Raw genomic sequence first — 22,514 nt, forward strand, 5'->3', positions numbered from 1 at the left:
CCGCGCCATCTGAATGCTATGCATAGTATGTGAAGGGAATGACAAGCCTGTGACTTCCAAGCCGATCAAGATCGCCGCCACCGTTGTCGTGGCACTCGCCGCTGGGGCCGGCATTTATACGTACACCCGTCCCGCCGCCACCGCCGCGCCGGGCGCTCCCGCTGCGGGCAATCCGGCCGCCGCTCCCCAATCGACCGTCGACACGGCCGCCGTGGCCGCCCAATTCCGCGACTTGCTGGGCAATTTCCGCAAGATTATCGTGCTGCTGGCCGACGAGCAGAGTCTGCCCGAAGGCGCGCGCGATGAAGCCCGCAAAGTGGGGCAGGCGCTGTTCCATGAAAACCAGGAGCGCATCGCCAGGCTCGATCTTGTGCTGGATCAATTGACTGCGCCCACCAATCCGGGCCGCTTTGAGGCGCTCGACAGTTTATTGACCTATATCGAATCCGATCCCGGCCTGTACGATGCGGACCGCCTGGCATTCCGCGAACTGCTGCAAAGCATGCTGGCCGACGTGGCCAAGGATTCGTCCTTGCCGGCGATCAAGCTGCACAAGCGCATTTCGGAAGACCTCGACGCGCTGGGCGAGATCGAGCGCAATTACGAGAAGGAAATCCGGCAAATCTTCGGCAACCTGGGCCAGCGCGCCATCGAACTCAAGCGTGAACGGTGGGACGATTACGTGGCGCAGCTGAAGAAACTCTACAGCCGCGAACAGATTCTCAAGGAAAACGGCATCGTCGTGCCCTATGCAACACCGCCGGCTGGCTCCGTGCCCGAAGCCAAGCCCGCACCCAAGAAGGACGAAGCGGAAATCTTTGGCCTCGGCTTGCCGAAGAAAACCATCGTGCTGACCTTTGACGACGGCCCGCACCGCCGCTACACGGAAGAAATCAGCGCCATCCTGAAACAGTATGGCGTGCCGGCCGTGTTCTTCAACGTGGGCCGCAATCTGGGATCGCTCGACGCGGAAGGCCACGCCAAGCTGGGCGCGGGCGCGGAAGTGAGCCGCAAGCTGATGAAAGAGGGCTATGCCGTGGGCAACCACAGTTTCAGCCACGCACAATTGTCGAAACAGACGGGCGACAAGCTGAAGGGCGAAATCCTCGGCACCGATACGCTGTTGAAGGCCATCAGTCCCGAGCGGGCCGCGCTGTTCCGCTTTCCGTATGGCGCGCGCAACAGCGAAGGCATGGCCGCGCTGGCCGATGCGCATTTGAAATCCGTGATGTGGAATATCGATTCGCTGGACTGGGCCGACCCCGTGCCCAGCTCGATCACCAATCGCGTGCTGGCCTCCGTCGACAAGGCGGGACGGGGCATCGTCCTGTTCCACGACATCCATGAACGCACGGTCAAAGCCTTGCCGGCCGTGCTCGACAAGTTGATCGCCGAAGGTTATCAATTCGCGGGCTGGGATGGCACGAGCTTCCAGGTGGCGAAAAGTTCCGCGCCCGCGCCGGAAAAAGTGCCCGTCACCACCGGTTACGCCAATTCCTGGGCCGTGGTGATCGGCATCGACGATTACGCGAAATGGCCGAAATTGCAATATGCGGTGCGCGATGCGCAAGGCATCCGCGAGACGCTGATCGAGAAATTCGCGTTCGCGCCCGAGCGCGTCGTGACCCTGAAAAATGGTGAAGCGACGCGCAACAACATCCTGGCCGCCTTCCACGACAAGCTGGCGCATGGCGGCGTGCAAAAGAATGACCGCATCTTCGTCTTCTTCGCGGGCCACGGCGCCACGCGCAAGCTCAGTTCCGGACGCGACCTCGGCTACATCGTGCCCGTCGATTCCGATCCGGCGCAGTTCGCCACGGATGCGATTCCGATGACGGAAATCCAGAATATCGCGGAATCGCTGACGGCCAAGCACGCGTTCTTCGTCATGGATGCGTGCTACAGCGGCCTGGGCCTGACCCGCGGCGCCGGTTCCAGCTCGTTCCTGCGCGACAACGCCAAGCGCATCGGCCGGCAAATGCTGACGGCGGGCGGCGGCGACCAGCTGGTGGCCGACGGCGGACCGAACGGCCACTCCGTGTTCACGTGGACCCTGCTGCAAGGCTTGGCGGGCAAGGGCGACTTGAATGGCGACGGCCTCATCACGGCCACGGAACTGGCCGCCTATGTGGCGCCGGCCGTGTCCAGCGTGTCGAACCAGACGCCCGCATTCGGCAGCCTGCCCGGCTCGGAAGGGGGCGATTTCGTCTTTGAATTGCCGGGCGAGACGGAATTCCTCAGCCCGAACACGACGCAGCTGTCGACGGAAGCCATCGCCCTGAACAGCAAGCTGGACGCCAAACCGGCAGCGGCCAGCGTCACGGTGAAGGATTTGCAGGGCGGCGAACAGAAGATCGTCACGCCGGGCGCCGTGCCGTCGTCCACGCGCCAGCTGGCGCAGCGGGCCAACGACCGGGGCTTGCAGCTGTACAAGGAGAAACAGTATGCGGCGGCGGAAGCGCAATTTACGGAAGCGCTGAAATTGCGTCCCGACTTTGCGCTGGCGGCCAACAACCTGGGCTTTGTCTTCTACAAGCAGGAAAAATACCGCGAAGCGGCCCGCTGGTTTGAAAACACGGTCAAGATGGACCCGTCGCGCGCCATTGCCTACCTGAACCTGGGCGACGCGTATGCCAAGGCCGGCGATGCGGCCAAGGCGAAAGCGGCCTATAAAACCTATCTGGAACTGGCGCCGACGGCTTCGACGGCGCCGGCCGTGCGGCAAAAGATGGAGAAGCTGTAAGCGTGTCCGACAGCGCGCCCATCGTCCACGTATTTGCCTGCAACGGGCGCTTTCCCAGCTGGGAAGCGCTGCAGGCTTATCTGTCGCCCACGTACACGGAAGACGGCGATGCCGTGCCGTCGCCATTCTTCCTGGAAACGGGCCTCACGTCCTATGAGCCGGCCTGTTTCGAGAGCGCCATGCTGGCGTCGGCCGCGCCGCTGGCGCAGCTGCTCGATGGCGCGTCGTATGGCGACAGCTGGCTGGCGCAGGCATGCGCGGACGCGCAGGCGCAGGGCGTGCTGGCCGATGCCAGCGTGTGCGTGTTTGCGCCGAATCAGCTGGCGCACCCGCAGCGCAGTTCGCTGCATTACGTGGGCAGTTACCGTTACTGCGTGGAAGACTGAGCGCCATCCCCCCGCTCCTCATGCAATAGCTTGTTGACGCTGGCCAGCAGGCTGGTGCCCGAGGTGGTGATGAAGCGTGCGCCGGCCGCCTCCGCTTCCGTGCCGTAGCTGGCGATCGTATCTTTGCTGCAATACACGATGATGGGCAGTCCGGGCTGGGCATGCTGCACTTCGCGCACCGTGCGTATGCCCGCATCCTTGATGCGCCGGCGGTTTTCCACCCGCGCCATGTCCGTGATGAGCAGCGCATAGGGCTTCTGTTGCAACATGGCCAGCGCTTGCCGCGTCGAAACCGCTTGGTCCACCTTGATGTTTTCCCGTTCCAGCTGTTCCACCAGCAAGGTATTGTTGCGCGGATGGTCGTCCAGCCACAGCACCAGGCTGGCGGGTTTTTTCTCCGCCGGCATGCCGGCCAGGGCCGTGACGGCCGCGCCCTCGCACGGCGGATGGGCCAGCAACAGCTGCGTCACGGCTTCCTGCATGTCCTCCAGCGATTTTTGCTGCAAACGGCTCAGTTCCGCCACTTCGATTTCCTTGCCGCTTTGCAGGCGCACGGATTCGTTCTTGACCATGCTGTCGGCGCGCTTGATCATGATGGACAGGTAAATACGCGTGAGCAGGTAGCCGATCAGAAAACCATGCACGGAAAAGAACAGCATGATGCCGCCCACGACGGCCATGGCTGTGGGCGTGTCCGTGTCCAGGCTCGGTGCGATGAAGGCGGCCATGTTGCGCGCGCTGCCGGGCAGGCTTTTGAGCTCGATCAAGCCCACGCCGACGATGATTTTCGTCAGCCAGTCCGACACTTCCACCAGATTCGAATTGATTTCCATGGGCGTGGGCGTGCCCAGGAACAGGGTATTGCTGGCGTTGCCCGTCGCCGCATCGGCCCCGGCGGCCGGCGGCTCGTCCGTGGGGCGGTCCTTGCCATTGCTGCGCTCGTCGTGCGGCGCCATGTTGACGGTGCCCGAGGGCAGGGTGCGCGGTATGCCGAACAGGAATCCCAGCAGCATGCCGCTGACGCAAAAGCCCAGGCTCCACAGCAGGGCCGGCACGGCATGGTAATAGGGCGGCAACAGGGCGCCCGCCAGCACGGCCAGCAGCCCCGCCAGCAGGATGAACAGCAGGATATACGGCAGCACGTCGCGCTTGCGCACGTCGGAAGGGGGACTGCCTGCCTTGCCGGTGCTGTCGTTCAGGTTCACGCTCGCTCCTTGAAAAGGCTGAATCCAGGCGCCCATCCGCCGCGTATATAGCCAGCAGGAGCCAGTACTGACATCATAAAAAGGGGAGACGCGATGCTATTGAGAAAACGCAAACTGGTGGCAGCTTGTGCACTGGCATTGTTGGGCATGGGGCGCCAGGTGGCGGCGCAGGGGCCGGCCGATGCCGCCGCAGGGGCCGAAGAGTCGCGCACCGTGCGCGTGACGGGCCACTATGACAACGCCGTCGGCACGTCGGACGCGGCCAGCCAGGGCGTCATCACCAATGAACTGATCGTCAACCGGCCCGCCTTGCGCACGGGCGAGTTGCTGGAATTCGTGCCGGGGCTGATCGTCACCCAGCACAGCGGCGACGGCAAGGCCAACCAGTATTTCCTGCGCGGCTTCAATCTCGACCATGGCACGGATTTTGCCACCCACGTCGACGGCATGCCCGTCAACATGCGCACGCATGCGCATGGGCAAGGCTATTCCGACCTCAATTTCCTCATTCCCGAACTGGTGCAGCGCATCGATTACAAGAAGGGGCCGTATTTCGCCGGCGAAGGCGATTTTTCCTCGGCAGGCAGCGCCCGCATCCGCCTGGCCGACAAATTGCCGCAAGGCCAGGCCAGCGTATCCGTCGGCCAGCACGGCTATGTGCGCGGCGTCGTCGCCGATTCGGCCGCTGCCGGGCCTGGCACCTTGCTGTACGGCCTGGAAGTGAACCGCAACAACGGTCCCTGGGACGTGCCGGAAAACGTGCGCAAATACAGCGGCGTGCTGCGCTACAGCCAGGGCACGCCGGACGACGGCTTCAGCGTGACGGGCATGGCGTACAAGAACAGCTGGAATGCCACGGACCAGGTGCCGCTGCGCGCCGTGGCATCGGGCCAGATCGGCCGTTTCGGCTCGCTGGCGCCCAGCGACGGCGGCGATACGTCGCGCTACAGCCTGTCGTACGCCATGCGCAAGCGCACGGAGAAGGGGCTGTTCGAACTGGATGCCTACCTGATCCGCTCGCAACTGGAGCTGAACAGCGATTTCACCTATTTCCTCGCCAACCCGGTCGCCGGCGACCAGTTCCAGCAAAGCGAGCGGCGCACGGTGGCGGGCGTGAACGCGGCCGAAAGCTGGAGCACGGAGTTGGCGGGACTGCCCATGCGCAACAAGGTCGGCGTGCAGGCCCGCTACGACCGCTTGTCGCCCGTGGGCCTGTATAACACGGTGGATCGGGTACGGCAGAGTACGGTGCGCGAAGACAGGGTGCGCGAGGCCAGCATCGGCCTGTACGGCGAAAACACGGTGCAATGGCTGCCGTGGCTGCGTTCGGTGGCGGGCTTGCGCTACGACGCCTACCGTTTCAAAGTCGATAGTAGTATCGACGGCAACAGCGGCGCGGCGAACGACCACGTGGTGTCGCCCAAGCTGTCCCTGATTCTTGGTCCGTGGAGCAAGACGGAATTCTTCGTGAACTACGGAAAAGGTTTTCATAGCAACGATGCACGGGGCACGACGCAGACGCGCCTGCCTGACGGGCAAGCTGCCACGCCCGTGACGCCCCTGGTGCCGACGAAAGGCATGGAATTGGGCGCGCGCACGGAATGGCTGCCGGGCCTGCAAAGTTCGCTGGCCCTGTGGCGCCTCGACATCGCGTCGGAATTGCTGTTCGTCGGCGACGCGGGCGAGACGGAAGCGAGCCGCGCCAGCCGCCGCCACGGCATCGAGTGGAACAACCATTACATCGCCGCGCCGTGGCTGCTGTTCGACCTGGACCTGGCCGCTTCGCGCTCGCGCTATACGCAAGACGATCCGGCGGGCAACCACATCCCCGGCGCCATCGACAAGGTGGCTTCGTTCGGCGTGACGGTGACGGACCAGGGCCCGTGGTCGGGCGCTTTTCAATTGCGCTATTTTGGTCCCCGTCCCTTGATCGAGGACAATAGCGTGCGCTCCGCTTCGACTACACTGGCATATGCGCGCCTGGCGTACCAGCTCAACCGCAAGACGCGGTTGTCGCTCGACGTGTTCAACCTGTTTGACAAGCGCGCCAGCGATATCGATTATTACTATGCGTCGCGCCTGCCTGGCGAGGCGGCGGACGGGGTGAACGACCGGCATTTCCATCCGGTCGAACCCCGTTCCGTACGCCTGACCTTGTCATATGCGTTCTGATAACGGTAGACTGGGGCATGACAGATCATTTAGTAAATACCAGTAAATTTCTTTCCCTCATATTGCGCCACGCCCCCGAAAAAATCGGCCTCGCGCTCGATACCAACGGCTGGGCCGACATCGGCCAGCTGCTGGCGCAATCGGCCCGGCATGGCCGCCGCCTTTCCCGTGAACAATTAGAGGACGTGGTGGCGCGCGACAGCAAGACGCGCTACGCCATCAGTGCCGACGGCTTGCGCATCCGCGCCAACCAGGGCCACTCCCTGGCCGCCGTCGATATCGCTCTGCCGCCCGCCACGCCGCCCGCCATGCTGTACCACGGCACGGCCAGCCGCTTTGTCGAGGCGATTCGTGCCGGCGGCTTGCTGCCGGGATCGCGCAACCACGTGCACCTGTCGTCCAGCCGCGAAACGGCCGTGGCCGTGGGCGCGCGCCACGGCAAGCCCGTCGTGCTGACGGTGGATGCCGCCGCCATGCAGGCACAGGGCCACGTGTTCTATGTGTCCGACAACGGCGTGTGGCTGACTGACGCCGTGCCGGTAGCCTTTATCACTTTTCCCTGAGGGGCGGCCGGACTGCGGCTTCCACGCCCGAGTAGGCCAGCACGGCATCGGGCAGCCTTGCCCCTCGCACCCGGATGGCGGCCACGGCCTGGTTCAGCTCGGCCACCTCCGCCGCCGTCAAGCGCACACCCGCCGCGCCGATATTGTCCAGCATGTGCGCCATCTGCGTGGTGCCGGGAATCGGCACGATCCACGACCGCTGCGCCAGCAGCCAGGCCAGGGCGATCTGCGCCGGTGTCACCTGCTTGCGCGTGGCCCAGCTATTCACTAGGGCCACCAGCGCCAGGTTGTGCGGCAGGTTTTCCGGTGAAAAACGCGATTCGAGCTGGCGGATGTCGCCGTCGGCAAAGCGGGTCTTCGCGTCGATGGCGCCCGCCAGGAAGCCGACGCCCAGCGGGCTCCACGGCACGAAGCCGATGCCCAGTTCCTCGCACAGGGCCAGCACGCCATCTTCCGGCCCGCGCCACAGCATCGAGTATTCGCTTTGCACGGCGGAAACGGGCAGGGCGGCATGGGCGCGCCGCAGCGTTGATAATCCCATCTCGGACAAGCCCCAATGCAGCACCTTGCCTTCTTTCATGAGGTCCTGCACGGCGCCGGCCACGTCCTCGATCGGCACTTGCGGGTCCACCCGGTGCTGGTACAGCAAGTCGATGCGGTCCGTGCGCAGGCGTTGCAGCATGCCTTCGACGGCCAGCTTGATGTGCGGCGGGCGGCTGTTCAAGCCCGGACGGCGCTGGCCCGTCTGCAAGTCGATGTCCCAGCCGAATTTGGAAGCGATGACGATGTCGTTGCGAAACGGCGCCACGGCTACGCCCAGTATCCTCTCCACCTCGTGCGGTCCGTACGCCTCGGCCGCGTCAAACAAGGTGACGCCCCGCTCGAACGCCGTGCGGATGATCCTGTGCATCCCCGGGCGGCTGGGGATCGTCGTCTGGTAGGTGCGGCTCATGTTTTGCACGCCCATGCCCAGGCTCGATACTTCCAGCTGGCCCAGCTTGCGGCGGTTCGCCACCGTTGCCTGCACCGTCCGGTCCTGCGCCTGGCCGATCAACGGTGCGGCGGCCAGGCCGCCCGCCGCCAGCAGGAAGTCGCGACGGTCCGTGGGCGTGTCGTGTTTGCTTGTCATGAAGCTATCCCTTCAGATATCGAGCTTGCGTGCGGCCATCCACTGGACGATGGCCGGGTCGCGGTGTGAAAAGAAGCTGCTGCTGCCCGTTTCCAGGGTGGCGATGGCGGCCATGTCCGCTTCGTCCAGGTCGAAATCGTCGATGGCCAGGTTTTCCGCCATGCGCGCGCGGTGCACGGTCTTGGCCAGCACGGCGATGCCGCGGTGCGTCAGCCAGCGCAGCACCACCTGGCCGACGGACTTGCCGTGCTTGCCAGCGATGCCCAGCAGCAATTCATTCTGGAACAGGTTGTTGCGGCCCTCGGCGAACGGCGCCCACGCTTGCGGCTGCACGCCGTGCTCGAGCATGAAGGCCACGCTGTCCGCCTGCTGGTGGAAGGGGTTGATCTCGATCTGGTTGACGGCGGGCGCGATGTCGTTGAAGGCGATGAGGTCCATCAAGCGGTCCGCATGAAAATTGCTCACGCCGATGGCGCGCAGCTTGCCGCTGCGATACGCATCCTGCATGGCGCGCCACGATCCGTGGACGTCGCCGAACGGCTGGTGGATCAGGAACAAGTCCAGGTAATCGAGCTGCAAACGCTGCAGCGACTGCTCGATGGCCTGTGCCGTGCGCTCGTAGCCCGTGTCCTGCACCCACAGCTTGCTGGTGACGAACAGCTCCTCGCGCGCGACGCCGCTGCGGGCGATGCCCTGGCCGACGGCCGCTTCGTTCAGGTAGGAAGCGGCCGTGTCGATCAGGCGGTAGCCGGCGGCGATGGCGTCGATGACGCTGCGCTCGCATTCGGCAGGGTCGGGAATCTGGAAGACGCCGTAGCCGGCGACGGGCATGGTGATGCCGTTATTCAGGGTGACGCGGTTCATCGCAAGCTCCTTCAGTCATTAACAGGAGCTACTGTACGGCGTCTGCCACCTATTGATAAGCCGTTGGAATCGGCATACTCTTATTAGCTGAACTAATGAATGAGGGCTTTGGCCCTGGCTTGCCCCTGGCGCTTGCGGCGCCAGATCAGCACGCCCGATACGCTCAAGCCTGCCACCAGCACGCCCATGGCGCAAATGAACATCTTAAAGGGCCAGCCCCACATCGAGGCCATGTGCAGGGCGCTGATCCAGCTGCGGATTGTGTCGCCGCTGGCCGCGCCCGTGGGCAGCCACGCGGCCAGTTGCCGGCCGCTGGCCGCGTCGAAGAAGACGGTGGTGAGGCCCTTGTGGGCGCGCACGTCGCGGCTGCTGCGCACGTTGTAGCTGTACACGCCCAGCGCGCGTTCGTAGGACAGCGCGTTTTCCTCGACGATGGCGAACGCGTGCCGCTGCGCCAGCGCGTGCATCAACAGGCGCCCCTGCGTGCGCGCGGCTGGCCAGTCCAGCTGCGGCCCCGGCGACGGCGTGTGCCGCGCCACCGCTTCCTCGGCCCCCTGGTGCGGGAACAGCGGCTGCATCACGGCCGCATACACGCCGTACAGGTTGAAGGCGACGCCGCTCCAGGCAAACACCAGCAGCATGGCCCACAGCCACAGGCCGCCTGCGCGGTGCAGGTCGAATATCAGTTTATAGCTGCCGCCGTGGCGGCGCAGCAGCCAGGACGGGCGCCAGCGCCGCAGCCACGGCTTGCCGCCCGGCGAGCGTTTTTTCAGGCGCGCGGGAAAGGTCAGGGCGGCGCCGATGAAGCAATCGACCGTCCACACGATGGCGACCAGGCCGAAGATGAACAAGCCCGTGTCGCCCAGCGCCAGCGCGTAATGCAGGCGCTCGATGAAGGGCAGCAGGTTGATGGCGCCCTGGCTTATCGCGCCCCAGCGACGCTGGCCCAGCACGGCGCCCGTGTAGGGATCGACGAACACTTCGTCGCTGGCCAGCGGCGCGTCGCCGGGCGGGCGCAGGTAAAACACCATGCTGCGGCCGGGCGGCGCGGACAGGGGCGCGTACGTGACGCTCGCCTGCGGGAAGCGCGCGGCGATGGACTCGCGCAGCAGCAGGGCGTCGAGCGGCGCCGCATCCGGCGCGGGCGGCGCTGCGAGGAAGACGGCGGGCAGCATGGCCGCTTCCAGTTCATCCTTCCATGCGAGCGCGCTGCCCGTGACGCCGGCCACGATGAGGAAGCCGGCCATCAGCAGGCCGGCGTAGCGGTGCAGCGCCGCCAGTGCGGGGCGCATGTGCAGCGATGGCATCAGAACCTGTACATCGCGCTGACGTTGGCCGTGCGTTCCGCATTGCGGTAGCACAGGTTCGGCAGGTAGCCGCAGTCGTACAGGGTCTGCTTGTCGAGCACATTGTTGACGTTGAGGGAAAACTGCCACGGCCCGCGCGACACGCCCAGCGCCGCATCCCACTGCGTCAGGCCGCCATTGCGGATGTTCAGGTTGTCGCCGTCGGAGTTCGAGCGCATGGCGCCGAGAAAGCGCATGCCCAGCGCCGCATACGCGGGCAAGGCCGTGCCCAGGTCGAACGCCTGGCGCGCCCAGGCCGAGGCGCTGTGGCGCGGCGCGCCCGACTGCTGCAAGCCCAGGTCGCCGTTATTGCTCTTCCTGACCTCCGTATCGAGGTAGGTGTATTGCGCGATCAGGCTCAGACGGCTGGCGAACTCCGTGCGCGCTTCCAGTTCCAGGCCGCGCGAGCCCACTTGCCCCGTCTGCAGCAGGCTGCCCGGGTTGCCGATGTCGGAGGTGGTGACGTTGTCGCGCACCAGGTCGAAGACGGCGGCCGTGTAGCTGGCGCGCTGGCCCACGGGTTCATAGCGCACGCCAGCCTCGAATTGCTTGCCGCGCGACGGCTTCAGGGCGTCGCCGTTGGCCGTGACGCCCAGTTCGGGCGAGAACGAGGTGGCGTAGCTGACATATGGCGCCCAGCCGCCATCGAACAGGTAGACGGCGCCCACGCGGCCCGTGGTGGCCGACGGCGACTGGTGGTAGTCCGCTTTCACGCTGCCGGCATGGAGGTCGGTGACGTCGCGCGATTGCGTCGCCTTGTCGCGGCGCAGGCCCGCCGTCACGACCCAGCGGTCCCATTTGATTTGATCCTGCGCATACAGGCCCAGTTGGCGCGACGGGGCGTCCGCGCGGGTCGGCGACTTGGCCGGGACCAGGGGCTGCTTGCCATACACGGGCTGGTACAGGTCGATCGGCTCGATAAATCCCTGCTGGTGGCGGTATTCGTCCGTGTTGCGGATGTTCGCGTAATCGACGCCCAGCAGTACCTGGTGCGCCAGGCTGCCCGTGGCGAAGCGCGCCTGCAGCTGGGTATCGGCGAACAGGCTGTTCGACGCCGTATCGACGGGCATGAAATAGCGCTTCACCGTGCCATCGTCATTCAAGCCCAGGGGGAACATGTCCGTGCGGTCGTTCTTCAGGTGCGTGTAGCGCAGGTTCTGGCGCAGCGACCACGTATCGTTGAACGCATGCTCGAACTCGTAGCCCAGCATGGTGTTGCGGCGCTTGAAGCGGTTGTCGTCGCCCATCAGGTTGACACCGGGGTCGACCTGGCCGCGCTGGCCCGGTACCAGCAGCTGGTTGGGAAACGCGTATTGCTGGTTGTCCTGCTCGTAGCGGGCCAGCAGGGTCAAACGCGTGGCCGGTCCTGCCTGCCAAGTGAGGGACGGCGCGAAGTACAGGCGGTTGTCGCGGTCGCGATCCAGCCGCGTGTTCGCTTCGCGGCCCAGCATGACGACGCGCCAAGTCCAGGCGCCCGGCGCGTCGAGCGTGCCGCCCACGTCGGCTTTCAGCTGGCGGCGCTGGTAGCTGCCGTACTCGATGCCTACTTCGCGCACGGCGTCCGCGCTGGGACGCTTGCTGACGGCGTTGACCATGCCGCCCGGCGGAATCTGCCCGTACAGCACGGACGCGGGGCCGCGCAGCACTTCCAGGCGCTCCAGGCCATACGGCTCGATGGAGGCGCCAAACGTGCGGCCCGAATTGCGCAAGCCATCTTGCAGGATGCCGTTCGTTTCGATGGTGAAGCCGCGCAGCAGCGAGGAATCGTCACTGCCCAGCGGGCGCTGGTTCGGCGTCACGCCCGCCGTGTAGCGCAGGGTCTCGTCGAGCGATTCGGCGTTGCGGTCGCTGATTTCATCGGCCGTGACGACGGACACGGATTGCGGGTTTTCATTCAGGGCCGTATCCGTCTTGGTGGCCGAGGCGGCGCGCCGCGCCACGTAGCCGCGCACGGGGCCCGTCGCCGTTTCGCGTTCGGCCGTGGCATTGATGGTGATGGCGGGCAGGGTGGCGCTGGCCTGCGCCGCCTGTGCGCTTGCCGGCGCCGGCAATGGCGTTGCGGAGGCGTCCGCCCGCAGCGCATAGGCGCCGTTGGCGCCCGCGACGACGCGCACGCCCTGGCCGCGCAGCAGTTCGTCGAAGCCCTGGCGCACGGTATAGCTGCCCGCCAGGCCGCCGCTGCGCTTGCCCTGCAAGAGGGCCGCGTCGGCCGACAGTTCCACGCCGGCCGCGCTGGCGAACGCGGTCAAGGCCCGCTCCAGCGGTCCGGCGGGGATCGCGTAGGGGCGCTTGGCTTGCGCATTCTCAAGCGTTTGCGCGTGGGCGGCAGGGGCCGTGGCGGCCACGGCGCCCATGGCGGCGCCAGCCAGGAACAGGGCCTGGATGGCGACGGCGAGGGGGAATGGACGCAGCTTGGGGGCGGTCGGGCGAGGGGGCATGGTGCAGATCCTTGGAAAGTGGAAGGAAAAAATCGGTTCTTCCCGTATTCCGAACGAAAAGCCAAAACCCTCAACGTTTTTTCATTTATTTTGCCTATATTTTTCAGGACGCCTGGCGCGGCCCCACGCTGACCCAGTAGCGCGTGCGGTAGCGCAGCTGCACGGGCAGGCTCAGGGCCAGGTTGGCCAGCGAGCGGTCCGTGTCGCGCAGCGAATACACGCCCGTCACGCGCAGGCCGGCGATGGATGCGTCGCAGCGCAGCACGCCGTGACGGTAGCGTCCCAGCTCGGCCAGCAGTTCGCCCAGCGGCATGCGTTCGGCCACCAGGCGGCCATCGGCCCAGGCGGCGGCGCTGTCTTCCACCTTGCCGATGTCTTGCACTGCGCGGCGCGTATAGCCGGCCTGCTGGCCCGCCTGCAGGTGTACGGGCGCGGCGCCGTCCTGCCGCGGCTGCAGGGCGACGGCGCCCTGGAACACGGCCACCTTGCTGGCGTCGGCATCGAGGCGCACGCCAAAGCGCGTGCCCAGCGCCGTGGCCGTGCCTTGCGGCGTCGCCACCAGCAGCGGACGGTAGACAGGCGCCGTTTCGTGCGCGCTGGTGACGAGGATGGCGCCCGCGCGCAGCACGATGCGCCGTTCGCCGGCGCTGTATGCCACGTCGATGGCGCTGGCCGTGTCCAGCACCACCTGCGTGCCGTCGGCCAGCACGATGGCGCGCGTCTCGCCCACAGCCGTGCGGTAATCGCTGGCGGCGCGCTGCCACAGGCCCGATTCGTGCGCCAGCAGGGCCGTGCCGCCGCCCGCCGCGATCAATCCCAGCAGCTGCAAGGCGCGCCGGCGGCCGGCGGCATGGCGCCGGGCCGGCGCCAGCGCACCGCGCGCCACCTCGCGGGGCAGGGCCTCGAATTGGCGGGCGAAGCGTTGCAGCCGGGCCCAGGCCCGTTCGTGCTCGGGGTGGGCGGCGCGCCAGGCGGCGCAGGCGTCGGCATCGGCCGCGCTGGCGTCTTCCGCCCACAGCCGCGCCATCCACTCGGCGGCGCGCTGCAGCACGGCGGGGGCGATGGGAGGGCTGTCCAGTTGGGGGGTCATGCGCATTGCGCCATGCAGCAGGCCAGCAGCGCGCGGGCGATGTATTTTTCCACGGAGGAGACGGACACGTCGAGGCGCGCGGCGATGTCGGCGTAGGCCATGCCTTCGAGCTTGCACAGCAAAAAGGCGTCGCGCACCTTGTTCGGCAGGCTGGCCAGGATGGCGTCGATTTCCACCAGCGCTTCGACGATCAGCGCGCGCATTTCCGGCGTCGGCACGAGCGCTTCCGGCTGCGCGGCGATGGCGTCCGCGTAGGCTGACTCGATATGCCGGCGGCGGAACAGGTCGACCACCAGGCCGTTGGCGATCTGCGCCAGGTGCTGGCGCGATTCCACGGGAGCGGGCGCGCGGCCGCGCGCGAGGATGCGCAGATACGTGTCGTGCGCCAGGTCGGCCGCGTCGAAGGCGTTGCCCAGCTTGCGGCGCAGCCAGCCCTGCAGCCAGCCATGGTGGTCGCTGTAGAGGACTTCGATTTGCCGATGCAGTTCCAGTTCGGGGCGTAGCATGCAACCTTTCCATGCCACGGTCCACAGGACAGACAGGCCTTGATGCGATTGAGAATTGTTCGTATTGTAGCCCGATTGCCGGGACTTGTGGCCCGGCAGTGGCTGTCCAGCAACGCTATCGGGCGGCTATCACGTTGAAATCAGCTTGATATCGGCTACCCGCTCCACCAGCCACACGCAAGCGACCAGGGCGATGGCCAGCGAGCCGCCGGTCAGCACTTGCCGGTACAGCCACGTCTTGCGCAGCAGCCAGGCGAGCGGCAGGAAGGCGGCGACGATGGCCAGCTGGCCGATTTCCACGCCCACGTTGAAGCCGAACAGGCTGGCCAGCAGGGAACCCTGCGGCAAGCCCAGGTCGCGCAGCACGCTGGCGAAGCCGAAACCGTGGATCAGCCCGAATACGAAGGCGGCCACGGGGCGCTTGCCGCGGAACAGGGGCAGCAGGTTGTTCAGCGCGGCCAGGATCACGGAAGCGGCAATCGCCGATTCCACCCAGCGCGACGGCAGTGCGACGAGCGACAGGCTGGCCAGGGTCAATGTGATGGAATGGGCCAGCGTGAACGCCGTGACGACCTTCAGCACGTCATAAAAAGCCGTTTTCAAGCCTTGCCGCTGTTCACGCAAGCCCGGCAGCAGCACGGCCGGCAGCAGCAGCGACAGCAGGAACAGGATATGGTCATAGCCGATCCAGATATGCCAGATGCCGTGTTTGACATACGCGCCGAACTGGGCCAGGCGGTCGGGTGCGGCCAGGGACAGCGTCTGGCGCGGGCTGTCCGGGTCGAAGATGGCCGTTTGCGTGGCGCCGCCGCTGTCGATCTTGAGCAGCCCCTTGTGCTGCGGGTCGAGGTCGGCGAACAGGGTGTAGCCGATGCTCAAGGTGGCTGGCGCGGCGTTGCCGGGGCAGGTGGCCGCAAAGCGCAGCACGCTGTAGGCGCCGTCCGTATGCCGGTCGATCAGCTGCTCGACGGCCTTCAAGGGGCACACGCCCCGGTCGCTGGCCACCTGCAGGCGTTGCAGCGCGTAGGCGGCAATGGCGTCGTGGCGCGCGCGGATCTCCTCCCAGGTTAGCGCGCCGTCGCCATTGCCATCGAGGCCGATGGCGAAATCGAGGTCGCGCAGGGCGATATCCCATTGCCCGTCGATCTGCTGGCCGTGCACGGCCAGGCTCAGGTAGCTGTCGCTGGGCTTGTGCGCCTGCGCGGGGGCCAGCCAGGCGCACAGGGTGAGCAGCAACGCGAGCATGCGGGCGTTCACAGCGCACCTGCTTTCTTTGCGGCACTAAGTTTTTGCCCATCCTGCGGCCCCAGCTGCCTGACGAGGCGCTGCAGGGCCACGTCTTCCACGCCATGCGCCGTGATCCAGGCCAGCACCGGTTGCGCCGCCGCGTAGTTGCGCGCGGCCACGGATGCTTCCAGCAAGATGCGCATGTCGGGCACTTCCTTCTGGATGGCCCAGTTTTTCTGCGCCAGTTGCAGGGCGGCCGGCACATCCTGTTGCAAAAACAGGGCGAAACGGGCCTGTTCCCGCTGGTGCACGGTGTCGCCGCGTTGCATGGCGGCATTGAAACGGGCCGCCAGTTCCGCTTTTGCCGCCAGGAAGGCCGTCTGCTGGCCGGGCAGCGCCTGCAGCGCCAGCGCGTAGCGCAGCAGCAGGGCGTCGATGCGCTGCTGCTCTTTCAGCAATTTGACGACTTCCTGCGGGCGCTGCCGGTCGAGCAGGAAATCCGCGTAAGCGCCCAGCAGATAGCTGTCGCGCGGCTGCCGCGCCAGCGCCGTCGTGTAGCGCGCCTCGGCCAGCGCTGCCTCTCCGCGCCGCGTGGCCATTTCCGCCAGCAGGGTTGCGGCCCAGCTGTCGAGCTCCGGCGCCGCGCCGGCGCTGCGTTGCAGGGTCAGGTCCAGCAAGCGCTCGCTGCTGGCGGCCCGGCCCGTGACGCTGGCGATACTGGCAAGGCAGGTGACGGTGACGAGCTGCGTCGTCAGGGCGGACAGCCGGGCGCAGCTGGCTGTCGCCTGGGCGTAGTCGCCCTGCACGGTGAGCACGGTGGCGCGCGTCAGCCAGGCCTGGCCGTTTTGCGGCTGCTGGGCGATGACGGCGTCGAGGTCTTGCAGGGCCGGGCCGAAATGGTGGGTGCTTTGCAGGATGGTGGCGCGCAGCAGGCGCACGGGGACGGGCGGCGCCGCTTGCCGCCACCAGGGCGCCAGCGCCGCTTGCGCGTAGCCCAGGTAGCGCGGGTCCGTTTCGCTGCGCGCCAGGGCAATGTAGCGCTGGGCCAGGCTGGAGGCCAGGGCAAGGTCTTGCGGCGTGTCATTCAGTTGCTGGCGCAGGCCGCGCAAGGCCAGCTGCGTGGCGTCGGCGCGGCGCGGCAATTGCTCGATGACGGCGCTGCCGTCTTTCGGCGTGTAGGGCGCGGCCAGCGCCAGTGCGGGCAGGCAGGCGCACAGCAGGGAAATCGGTGTTTTCATCGTGGACGCCATCGACGGTGGAGTAGGGCGGCAAGGGCGGGCGCCGGAGTACGCTGTCTCCGGCGCCCGCACTCGGTGACCGCGCGTTACAGCGGTACCGGCTCCGTATTTTCCGGAGAGGTCGCCATGATGGCGTCGATGGCGACGCCATCCTTGTCATCGCTGGTGGTCAGGATGACGTTGCTGACGGCCACATAGAAGGCGTCGAGCAAGACCACGGGCGGAGGGGTGACGCCGCCGTCGCCGTTATCGCCGCCGTGGCTGCTGCCGCCGCCACCGCAGCCGGCCAGCAGGGTGGTGAGCGCCAGGGCGCCACATGCATGGAGCTTTTTCATCGTATTCTCCTCGTAGGCTTACAGTTGCGGCGAACCGGCGATGGGGTTTTTCAGGTAGGGAAAACCCGCCGTGAAGTAGGTTTCATCGAGGAAAGCGCCGTCCGTGAAGTGCAGGCCGCCGGCCGGTGCATCGGCCGGGGCGCAGCCGATGTTCAGGGTGCACAGCTTGCCCATGGCCACGCGCAGCACCACGTCGACCACGTCGTCGCCGGGGCGGCGGCCGTTCGGGAAGCCCGCGTTATCGCCATCGATGACGCCCAGGCGCTTTTGCGCGCCGACGGCGGTAGGGGCGATCGAGGTGTTCAGGCGCAGCATTTCGGACGCCGTCACGGTGACGGGCTGGTTCACGCCCTTGATGCCCGTCAGGAAAGTGGCCACCAGGTCGTTGCGGGGGAAGTTGGTGGGCGCCTTGGCGCCTGCCGAGCCAAACAGCACTTCCACCAGGGCCGGCGCCGTGGGGTTGGTGACGTAGTCGGCAAATTGCGCGTCGCCCGACGGCTTGCTGGCGTTGAAGCGGTCCTTGTCCTTCAGGCCGATGACCAGTTCATTCACCAGCGGCATGCCCAGGCGCGACACTTGCACCCACGCGCCGCCTTCCTTCGAGGCCGTGGTGGCCGTGCCCGGCGCCGGGTTCAGCAGGCGGCCCTGGCGCAGGCTGGCCGTGGTCCAGCCGCCGATGACGGGGTCGCTGCCAGCCGTCAGGCAGGCGGTCGGCACTTCCATCTCGATGGCCGTGACGTTTTTCCTGGCCAGGTCATCCTTGGCGGCCGACTCCGCATTCGCGGCGAATTCCGTGGCGGGCGCCTTGATATTGATCAAGTCGAACGTTTCGCCCAGGTTCACGACGAACGGGTCCTTGCGCTGGCCGACGAACATGCGCGCCGGCGTGGCGCAGCCGGGAATATTGACGGCATACACATGTTGCGCAGCATACGCAGCATAGTTGGGGATGGCCTTGTTGCCGATATTGTCGACGGGCTTGTCGAAGGTCGTGCCGCCGCCGCTGGCGTTGGTGACGGCGCTCCTGGTGCCCGTGCGGCGGTCGCCCCGCACCACGGTGACGCTGTACGTTTCGCGCACGTTCAGGCCGGCCGGATTGACGCTGTCGATGGCGCCGCCGTTGATGACGAGCGGAATCGAGACTTTCTTGCCGCCCACGGTGAACTGGCCATCCTTGATGGTGTTGGTGAAGCGGAACTGGAAGGTGAGGTCTTCCTTGCCGTCGCCATTGTTGTCGATATGGATTTCGTACAGGGCGTTGGGGTCCATGGCGAAGTAATTCGGGCCGCCGTAGGCGTCCTGCAGGGGAATGTAGTCGGCCACCAGGGTGGTGTAGGCGCCGCGGCCCGCTTCATAGCTGCGGAACATATAGAAGTCGGTGGCGTCGACTTTGGGGTTTTGCGTGATGAATGGCGCTTCGCGGTGGCTGGAAGCGTGGGCCGCTGGCGCGATGGCCAACGTGAAGGATACGGCGAGCAGGTTGCCCATGAGGGCGGCGCCCAGCGCGGTTTTCGAGTGTGACAAGGACATTTCGATTCTCCCGATTTTTGTTAGCGTTGACAGACAAGTCCAAGAAACTGCAGGCTGCCTGACTTATACGCACGGGGGAGGGAAATGGATTCAACTCTTAGATGGGATCGGAAAAATCAATTTTGGTGTGATATCGGTGAGTGCAATGTTGTGCCAGTCTTGATGCAACGTCCACCGCCTGCGTGCAAAATAATCGTTTTTGTTGAGCGTACCAAGTAGTCGATGGGCTTGGCTATCGTAGCCAACTGTGTGGATGTAGCTCTCAAAAGCACGCGCTCCAATGCGGATGCTTCAGGCGGATATGGCATTCTTCACCGTCTGTTGTGGCGGAGGAGGGCCACAACGTGACCCAGCCGTTCATGGCGCAGAACTAACTTGCTCAAGTGCGCCGCTTACGGACGACCTCACGGCGTTTCTCTACCGACGCGCGCCATTTTTCTAACGTCTCTATATCACTGGAGAGTTCCTCTGGAGACGGGGTAGGAAGATGGGCACCAGCGGCCGGATCGTGGGCAAATTTTGAACATTTCGTCATGCCTGTTTCGATTTGCATGTAGTCATCGTCCTCGACGATTACTGAACGTAATCTCTGAGTTGATATCCCTTCTTCAAAGCGGGTGACGGTGCCAAATAGAAGTACCTCTTCCACTGCTCGCTCCCATGCCAGTCGAAGATGGTAGTAGGCATCACGTGTCCACTGTGTCTGGGCTTCATCATCACCAGTTTTTTTTGCTTCTTTGACCTTGTCGTACATTTTACGCAGTGCTGAGATGCGTTTTGTTGTGACCATTGCATCAAACGGGACGCGTTCCGAATGTACGCCGAACCCCCCTGGAGCTTTGCGGATGCACTGTGGGGTGAGCTCTAAGTCAAGTTCGGTCGCGCATTGCTGCAAGATGCACAGGAAGTAGATGTCGTGCGTAAAGATGATGACTTGCCGCTTAAGCGCTTCCTGTGCTAGCCGTTTGGCAACAAGCCAGCGGCGTCGATGGTCTAACGAGGAAACCGGATCGTCGAAAACCACACCGCCTAGTCCACCACCAAGAGTCACCTCCGCCAGAAAAGCTGCGATGGCGATAGCACGTTGTTCCCCTTCGCTAAGAATGTCTTTGGCGGCTAAATTTCCGGGTGTTTCCAGTACCAGCTTGTATTGGGTCTTCCCTCGCGCCGTTTCCGCCTTCATCACGGCCTTGAGCTCATGTATGTTCAACTCTTCCAGTTCATGATTTAGTGCAGCCACGACCTCTTGGGTTGCAATGGAATTGGATAGCATTGTTGACTGCCGTGATATCCCATTCGTGGTACCAGATCTGGAAGCACAGCTCTCAAGCTTACCGACCAGGATAAGGTTTTGAATAGCGTCCAGTAAGGCCATTTTTACTTCAGCTAGCCGGAAACGCGCTTCGAGTTCAGCGTGCTCCGCGATCATTGCAGCTTTTGCCAGTTCGTTGGCCGACTCGTCCAATGCTTTAGCTTCGGCCATGAGCTTGGTGGTTATGCCTTCCAGTCGAGCTTGAGGACTTTGCGTCAAGATTGGAATCTCACCCCATTTTTCTCCTGGGGCGCACGCTTTTATTGCGGCGGCACGGCGCACTGTCAATGATTGTTGAAAAGTCAAGCAGTGCGCGAGCAGTTCAGGATCGGTTATCTCAAGCTCTGCGGCCAGGCTTCCCTCAATCATTAAGTTAAGCGGGACATCACGCAGTTCCTTGAATGCGAACAAAGCGGCCGCACGTGCCGTCTGCTCACGTTTTTCCGCTTCTTGCTGGACGAACTGGTCGAATAGTACCAAGCGTTCCGCTCCCTCTTTCTCCAGGCGGTTTTGACAAAGAGGACACTCGGACTCCGCACTCAAACGCGGGAATTGGTTCCCTCTGTGGGACTCGGTGGCGAACTGACGCGCGGCTTCAAACAAGACCTTCCATAGTTCACCGCCCGTACCGGGCAAAAGGCCCGGCGTGTCTTTGAACGCTTTGCTCGCAAGCTCTGCCGCTGCCTTTGTCAATTGAGCTTGTTGTACAAGGTCTCGCAGAACGCCCAACTTGGCGTCGGTCACCATGGTATAAGATGAACAAATACGTACGTCCAACTCGTTATAGCGACTTGCTTTGGCCTTTAGTTCTAGCGCTTTTTCTTTCGGATCGCGCTCCGTGAGCGCTTTCACCAATATGGCAAAGCGCTCCTTGTCGACATCGCTGATGGTTGCGAGCAGTTCGAGTTCAGCTGTCTTGGTCTTTGATGATAGCCCACGTATCAAGGCGCCGACCTTCGTTTGCGACTGCCCTAAGTGGGAAAACGCGTCAAGTTTTGGCCGAACGACTTCAAGCTCGGCAGATGCCATTGTTTTGAGTTTGCCGCAGACACCGACCAGCTTTTCAAGAATGTCCAAGCCATAGGGGATGTAAGCAAAATCGCCTTTGTTGTCCACATAAGCGCGTGCGCAGTACGAATCGAAGATTGCGATCGCCGACAAAGATTCGGGTGCGGCTTGATTTGCTTTCCATACGACCTCAGTAGGCAGATCGTCAATAAAGAGATCAAAGCTCGCTTGAGGAGTGCCAGCTTGGCCTGGGGCAAGTCTAGCGTCGGGATGGATCGATTCACTCTGAGCGCGAGCACGACAAGCTTTCTTTAAGGCTCGGGAGTAACCAGATTTGCCAGCACCGTTCTCACCATAGATCACGCTCAGGCCGGTTCTTGCGATCAACAGATGTTGGTCGGGTGCCAAGGCATTGACGTTGAGCAGATTCTTGATTGACGCTAATTGCACACGCTGGCCAATTGGTGCTGCGCCTGCAATTTGATCGGCGGCAAACTTACGTGGCTGGCGTCCAGCAGGGTCCGGGATGCCATGCTCTGCCTTCAATAGCGCATACAGATCGTCCAGGTCTTCTGCTGAAAGGTCGCTCTGGTTATAGATGCGCGCGATGGCATCTTGCTGCCAATCAGGCTGTTCGGTGGACCATTTTTGAATCGCTAGAAGTATGGACATGGCGCCTAGTTGTATTTTTATCTATTAATGATTGATAGTAGGCTAAAGTAAAGTCCCAATGCAATAAATATCGATGACATGTTGCTAAAATTGTCTATATTTGTAAAATTAAAAACTTATTGATGACAGTTTTTTAGTCGCCTCTTGCTCTGAGTGAGAGTGACTTGACCATGATGCGGAAAGATCCAACGGATAAATTCATCCGACCTAAAATGGCACTAAATTGAATATGAGGCTTGCTTCCATATTTATTCAATTTTCAGAATAATGACTAGGACGAATGTGATTGATTTTACGTAGTTTTCTGTCGAAAATATTGTCCACTTTGTGAACGATAATTTCGAACAATTTGGTAGTGATAAGGACGAAGAATTTCCGGCCAACGTACTCGAGTATCTAGCCAGAGGATTTTTTGCCATCATACGACTACAGGAAGGCTTTGCAATTGCCTATAAGGGGAGGTGCCACAGCTTTGGCACCGGTTTTCAGGAAGCAGACCTCATGTTTTTGTATGTGCATCCAGAGTGCAGTCGAATGGGGGTAGGGACGAAACTGATCGAACAAGTGAAGATATCAGTAGCCCCCGATATCGCGATCATTCTCAAATGCGAAACGAGAAAACGAAAAGAATTTTTTGAGAAGCGTGGATTTTCTGTTGTCGAACACCACATGGAAGGCGATCACTATTTGATGCGCTGGACACCGATGAATACTTAGTGGGTGTAGACAAAACCAATACCGAAGTTATTG

17 protein-coding genes are annotated in these 22,514 nt (G+C 63.6%); 5 read left to right on the plus strand and 12 right to left on the minus strand.

What is annotated here, in order from left to right:
* The first annotated feature begins 49 nt into the window (after positions 1-49).
* Positions 50-2,743: a polysaccharide deacetylase family protein gene (locus CLU94_RS26070; RefSeq protein ID WP_099667800.1), complete on the plus strand. Its 2,694-nt coding sequence runs from the start codon at positions 50-52 to the stop codon at positions 2,741-2,743.
* 2 nt (positions 2,744-2,745) lie between these two features.
* Positions 2,746-3,129 carry an immunity 22 family protein gene (locus CLU94_RS26075; RefSeq protein ID WP_099667801.1) on the plus strand — a complete coding sequence of 128 codons (384 nt, stop codon included), beginning with the start codon at positions 2,746-2,748 and terminating at the stop codon, positions 3,127-3,129.
* On the opposite strand, the gene CLU94_RS26080 is transcribed toward CLU94_RS26075, so the two are convergent.
* The gene (locus tag CLU94_RS26080; RefSeq protein ID WP_180278779.1) at positions 3,111-4,334 is read right to left on the minus strand and encodes a response regulator; all 1,224 of its coding nucleotides are present in this window, start codon (positions 4,332-4,334) and stop codon (positions 3,111-3,113) included. The genes CLU94_RS26075 and CLU94_RS26080 overlap by 19 nt on opposite strands.
* 93 nt (positions 4,335-4,427) lie before the next feature.
* Here CLU94_RS26080 and CLU94_RS26085 point away from each other — a divergent pair, with 93 nt between their 5' ends.
* Together CLU94_RS26085 and CLU94_RS26090 are read left to right on the plus strand one after the other, a co-directional pair.
* Positions 4,428-6,506 carry a TonB-dependent receptor gene (locus CLU94_RS26085; RefSeq protein WP_099667803.1) on the plus strand — a complete coding sequence of 693 codons (2,079 nt, stop codon included), beginning with the start codon at positions 4,428-4,430 and terminating at the stop codon, positions 6,504-6,506.
* 17 nt (positions 6,507-6,523) lie between these two features.
* On the plus strand, positions 6,524-7,069 hold the full coding sequence (locus tag CLU94_RS26090; protein ID WP_099667804.1) for an RNA 2'-phosphotransferase: 546 nt from the start codon (positions 6,524-6,526) through the stop codon (positions 7,067-7,069).
* On the opposite strand, the gene CLU94_RS26095 is transcribed toward CLU94_RS26090, so the two are convergent.
* The 11 genes from CLU94_RS26095 to CLU94_RS26145 all read right to left on the minus strand — a co-directional run bounded on the left by CLU94_RS26095 (position 7,056) and on the right by CLU94_RS26145 (position 21,764).
* Complete coding sequence (locus CLU94_RS26095) at positions 7,056-8,198, minus strand: aldo/keto reductase (protein ID WP_099667805.1); 1,143 nt, start codon at positions 8,196-8,198, stop codon at positions 7,056-7,058. The genes CLU94_RS26090 and CLU94_RS26095 overlap by 14 nt on opposite strands.
* Before the next feature lie 12 nt (positions 8,199-8,210).
* Positions 8,211-9,062, minus strand: coding sequence for an aldo/keto reductase (locus CLU94_RS26100; RefSeq protein WP_099667806.1), 852 nt, complete (start codon positions 9,060-9,062; stop codon positions 8,211-8,213).
* 92 nt (positions 9,063-9,154) lie between these two features.
* Positions 9,155-10,369: a PepSY-associated TM helix domain-containing protein gene (locus CLU94_RS26105; protein WP_218965318.1), complete on the minus strand. Its 1,215-nt coding sequence runs from the start codon at positions 10,367-10,369 to the stop codon at positions 9,155-9,157.
* Positions 10,369-12,846, minus strand: coding sequence for a TonB-dependent siderophore receptor (locus tag CLU94_RS26110; RefSeq protein ID WP_099667807.1), 2,478 nt, complete (start codon positions 12,844-12,846; stop codon positions 10,369-10,371). Before CLU94_RS26110 ends, CLU94_RS26105 begins: the two co-directional genes overlap by 1 nt.
* Positions 12,847-12,949: 103 nt before the next feature.
* Complete coding sequence (locus CLU94_RS26115) at positions 12,950-13,936, minus strand: FecR domain-containing protein (RefSeq protein WP_218965319.1); 987 nt, start codon at positions 13,934-13,936, stop codon at positions 12,950-12,952.
* Positions 13,933-14,442: a sigma-70 family RNA polymerase sigma factor gene (locus tag CLU94_RS26120; RefSeq protein ID WP_099667809.1), complete on the minus strand. Its 510-nt coding sequence runs from the start codon at positions 14,440-14,442 to the stop codon at positions 13,933-13,935. The genes CLU94_RS26115 and CLU94_RS26120 overlap by 4 nt, the downstream gene beginning before the upstream one ends.
* A 129-nt stretch (positions 14,443-14,571) precedes the next feature.
* Complete coding sequence (locus tag CLU94_RS26125) at positions 14,572-15,687, minus strand: HupE/UreJ family protein (RefSeq protein ID WP_099668505.1); 1,116 nt, start codon at positions 15,685-15,687, stop codon at positions 14,572-14,574.
* 8 nt (positions 15,688-15,695) lie between these two features.
* On the minus strand, positions 15,696-16,907 hold the full coding sequence (locus tag CLU94_RS26130; protein WP_099667810.1) for a hypothetical protein: 1,212 nt from the start codon (positions 16,905-16,907) through the stop codon (positions 15,696-15,698).
* Between the two features lie 86 nt (positions 16,908-16,993).
* Complete coding sequence (locus CLU94_RS26135; RefSeq protein ID WP_099667811.1) at positions 16,994-17,242, minus strand: hypothetical protein; 249 nt, start codon at positions 17,240-17,242, stop codon at positions 16,994-16,996.
* Between the two features lie 18 nt (positions 17,243-17,260).
* Positions 17,261-18,772, minus strand: coding sequence for a DUF4331 domain-containing protein (locus CLU94_RS26140; protein ID WP_180278780.1), 1,512 nt, complete (start codon positions 18,770-18,772; stop codon positions 17,261-17,263).
* A gap of 379 nt (positions 18,773-19,151) precedes the next feature.
* Positions 19,152-21,764 (minus strand): AAA family ATPase, encoded by a 2,613-nt coding sequence (locus tag CLU94_RS26145; protein WP_099667812.1) that lies wholly within the window; start codon positions 21,762-21,764, stop codon positions 19,152-19,154.
* Positions 21,765-22,091: 327 nt separating this feature from the next.
* On the opposite strand from CLU94_RS26145, the gene CLU94_RS26150 reads away from it, so the two are divergent.
* Positions 22,092-22,481 (plus strand): GNAT family N-acetyltransferase, encoded by a 390-nt coding sequence (locus CLU94_RS26150; RefSeq protein ID WP_180278781.1) that lies wholly within the window; start codon positions 22,092-22,094, stop codon positions 22,479-22,481.
* Positions 22,482-22,514 lie beyond the last annotated feature (33 nt).

The sequence above is a fragment of the Janthinobacterium sp. 13 genome (genome assembly GCF_002749695.1).
Taxonomy (GTDB): domain Bacteria; phylum Pseudomonadota; class Gammaproteobacteria; order Burkholderiales; family Burkholderiaceae_D; genus Janthinobacterium; species Janthinobacterium kumbetense.

Excerpts from the sequence above, each read along its gene's own strand:
- CLU94_RS26100 (WP_099667806.1), bottom strand. The coding sequence starts at position 9,062 with ATGAACCGCGTCACCCTGAATAACGGCATCACCATGCCCGTCGCCGGC.
- CLU94_RS26115 (WP_218965319.1), bottom strand. The coding sequence starts at position 13,936 with ATGACCCCCCAACTGGACAGCCCTCCCATCGCCCCCGCCGTGCTGCAG.
- CLU94_RS26130 (WP_099667810.1), bottom strand. The coding sequence starts at position 16,907 with ATGAAAACACCGATTTCCCTGCTGTGCGCCTGCCTGCCCGCACTGGCG.
- CLU94_RS26120 (WP_099667809.1), bottom strand. The coding sequence starts at position 14,442 with ATGCTACGCCCCGAACTGGAACTGCATCGGCAAATCGAAGTCCTCTAC.
- CLU94_RS26145 (WP_099667812.1), bottom strand. The coding sequence starts at position 21,764 with ATGTCCATACTTCTAGCGATTCAAAAATGGTCCACCGAACAGCCTGAT.
- CLU94_RS26110 (WP_099667807.1), bottom strand. The coding sequence starts at position 12,846 with ATGCCCCCTCGCCCGACCGCCCCCAAGCTGCGTCCATTCCCCCTCGCC.
- CLU94_RS26085 (WP_099667803.1), top strand. The coding sequence starts at position 4,428 with ATGCTATTGAGAAAACGCAAACTGGTGGCAGCTTGTGCACTGGCATTG.
- CLU94_RS26095 (WP_099667805.1), bottom strand. The coding sequence starts at position 8,198 with ATGACAAGCAAACACGACACGCCCACGGACCGTCGCGACTTCCTGCTG.
- CLU94_RS26090 (WP_099667804.1), top strand. The coding sequence starts at position 6,524 with ATGACAGATCATTTAGTAAATACCAGTAAATTTCTTTCCCTCATATTG.
- CLU94_RS26125 (WP_099668505.1), bottom strand. The coding sequence starts at position 15,687 with ATGCTCGCGTTGCTGCTCACCCTGTGCGCCTGGCTGGCCCCCGCGCAG.
- CLU94_RS26135 (WP_099667811.1), bottom strand. The coding sequence starts at position 17,242 with ATGAAAAAGCTCCATGCATGTGGCGCCCTGGCGCTCACCACCCTGCTG.
- CLU94_RS26140 (WP_180278780.1), bottom strand. The coding sequence starts at position 18,772 with ATGTCCTTGTCACACTCGAAAACCGCGCTGGGCGCCGCCCTCATGGGC.
- CLU94_RS26105 (WP_218965318.1), bottom strand. The coding sequence starts at position 10,369 with ATGCCATCGCTGCACATGCGCCCCGCACTGGCGGCGCTGCACCGCTAC.